The following is a 2296-nucleotide window of genomic DNA, read 5'->3' on the forward strand; positions in this document are numbered from 1 at the left end:
AGCCACACGAACGGCATGAGCTTTTTGAGCCACACCCGGCGCCCCTGGGTCTCCCGATCGTACGAATGACCGGACCGAACCCACGCACGAAGGTAAGGAAGCTTGTCCGGCCGGCGGCTGTTGGACGGGTCCTGACGGGGCGTTCCATCTGGGTGGCCCCTCCCTCTGTGCGGACTGCCTGTGCTCCAGGTGTCCGAGTGGATGGCGAGTCGTCGTCGGTGATGCCCGGCAGGCCGACTTCGAAGAGAACTCGTCATCCACGTACGGGCATCGAGCGGCAGTCCGACCGAACCGTCCCGGTATGCCACGCTGGCCGGATGTCTTCCGACTCCACCGTCCCCGCCGACTGGCACACCCCGTCCGCGCTGATCCCGCTCGAGGGCGACGAGACCTTCCGGGGTACGGACGCCGGATCGGTGCTCGACTTCTGGCGCTACGCCATGCCCGATCTGCGGACCAACACGACCCGGGGCCTGCTCGCCGAGTTCCTGGTCCACCGCGCCGTCGGCGCGGTGGACCGCAACACGGAATGGGAGAGCTTCGACGTCCTCGCGCCCTCCGGCCTCAGGATCGAAGTCAAGACGAGCGCCTACCTCCAGGTATGGGGACAGGCCCGGTTGTCGGACATCCGCTTCTCCCGGCTGCGCGGACGCACCTGGACTCCTGAAGCCGGCACCTCTCCCGATCAGTCGTACAACGCCGACGTGTACGTCTTTGCCCTCCACACCGCGCGCACCCACGCCGACTACGACCCCCTCGACATCGGGCAGTGGCACTTTCACGTCGCCCCCTGCACCGCCGTGAAAGCCACCGGACAAGCCAGCCTCGGACTGGCGGCCGTACGGAGAATGTGCGGTGAGCCCGTCGTCTACGAGAACCTGGCGCAGCGGATCACCGCCTGCGCGTCCCGCCCGTCGAACTGACGGCCTGCCACCAGCGGCACACGACAGGACGAGGCCGGCCGTCACGATCGCGCCGGGGCACGGCCACGCTCCTCGCGAGTCATGAGTTCCGGTCGCCGGCACCGGCATACCGCGGGGCCGGGTAGTCCGGGGCGGGATCGAGATGCCGAAGCCCGGTCGTGCCCCGGGGATGCTCGTGCCTCACCGCCCCGCACTGCGCCCATGGGACGCCAGCGCGTGCTGAACCGCCCGGTCTCGGCGCGTAAGGCCGTCTCCGACGCCGCTGCCGTCCATCGTGAGCGGGAAGCCGCAGTCGGCAGGCGCTGATCACGAGGACCTGGTGGGCACCGTGCGGGTCCAATGGTCGGTTTCGGAGACAGCCAGAAGCCCTCTCCGAATGTAGATCGGGGAGGGCTTCTGTCGATGAGGCTCATTCACGGGCAACTAAGGAAGATCGCTGTGGAGGATTTCTTCCTCGCGCGCCGGGCTTGATACGGGGATGCGTTGCCACCACCATCCGCGCTCCTGTCCACCGCAGGCATCAATCCCTTCGACGCGAAGGAGTTCGTCCGGCTCCGTGAAGGAGGTGAACAGGTTGTCCGATTCCGAGAGGAGGACTTCGAAGCGCGACCTCAATGCGGCATCGAGAGCTCCCGTCCCATCCTGGACGAAGTCGCGGATGATCAGAGCGGCGATCAAGTCGCGCACTCCCCACAGGGACCTGCCTGAGCTGGGGAGTGTGAGGTCCGCGTGGAGGGCGTGGAGGTCGCCGGGCGACAGGCGCCCGGACATTCAGGACGGTTCAGGATTCGTCATGATGTTCAGGGCTTTCCAAGCGATCCGGGATAGTAGGCCGTTCTCTTCCACGGCATATCATAATTCACGATCACCCTCACGCCCTTGCAGTCGGACCGTGCGGGGCTCTGATTGCCAAGACGTTCAGGTCCGGCCTGGCGCAGAGTCGTCTCGATCTCCGCAATTGTCGGCCGCCCCGTGGCCGGATTCCCGCCTCCCGTGCGACCGTCCACGAATTGCACGATCTCATCAAGCGTGTACCCGCTGCTGTGGAAGTCGTCTCCGCCGCGATGGTCGCCGTCGTCGGGCGTGACGATGGCGCCGGTGACCTCGTGGGCCTCCACCAGGCCGGTGACGGGGTCGGACGCGAGGACCCGTCACCGGTGTGCACGGAGTCGATGGCGCGGGTCGTGCCATCGGCCATGAGGACCGGCGGGGAGGCTGTTGGCAGGGTCGGGGCAAGCTACAGCATCTGACGACGAATACGTGAAACCTCACAGGGTGCACTCAACCCGTCAGCGCAACAGGGGCTCCAGCCTATCGGCCGGCGTGTCGAAGTCGAGGGTCTTCCGGGGCCGCGTGTTCAACTTCACGGCGAT

Annotated in this window: 3 protein-coding genes; 1 reads left to right on the forward strand and 2 read right to left on the reverse strand. The window is 66.7% G+C overall.

Features of this window, described 5'->3' with window-relative positions; all coding sequences use genetic code 11:
* Positions 1–317: 317 nt before the first annotated feature.
* The gene (locus tag IE98_RS44045) at positions 318–923 is read left to right on the forward strand and encodes a hypothetical protein (protein WP_052391627.1); all 606 of its coding nucleotides are present in this window, start codon (positions 318–320) and stop codon (positions 921–923) included.
* A 423-nt stretch (positions 924–1346) separates the two neighbouring features.
* Here IE98_RS44045 and IE98_RS0141375 read toward each other — a convergent pair whose 3' ends face one another.
* Together IE98_RS0141375 and IE98_RS49935 are read right to left on the reverse strand one after the other, a co-directional pair.
* A complete protein-coding gene (locus IE98_RS0141375) occupies positions 1347–1610 on the reverse strand; it encodes a hypothetical protein (RefSeq protein WP_159401263.1) in 264 nt (87 codons plus the stop codon).
* A 113-nt stretch (positions 1611–1723) separates the two neighbouring features.
* Complete coding sequence (locus IE98_RS49935) at positions 1724–2041, reverse strand: hypothetical protein (protein ID WP_159401264.1); 318 nt, start codon at positions 2039–2041, stop codon at positions 1724–1726.
* Positions 2042–2296 lie beyond the last annotated feature (255 nt).

The organism is Streptomyces sp. NRRL B-24484, assembly GCF_000717715.1.
Lineage (GTDB): Bacteria > Actinomycetota > Actinomycetes > Streptomycetales > Streptomycetaceae > Kitasatospora.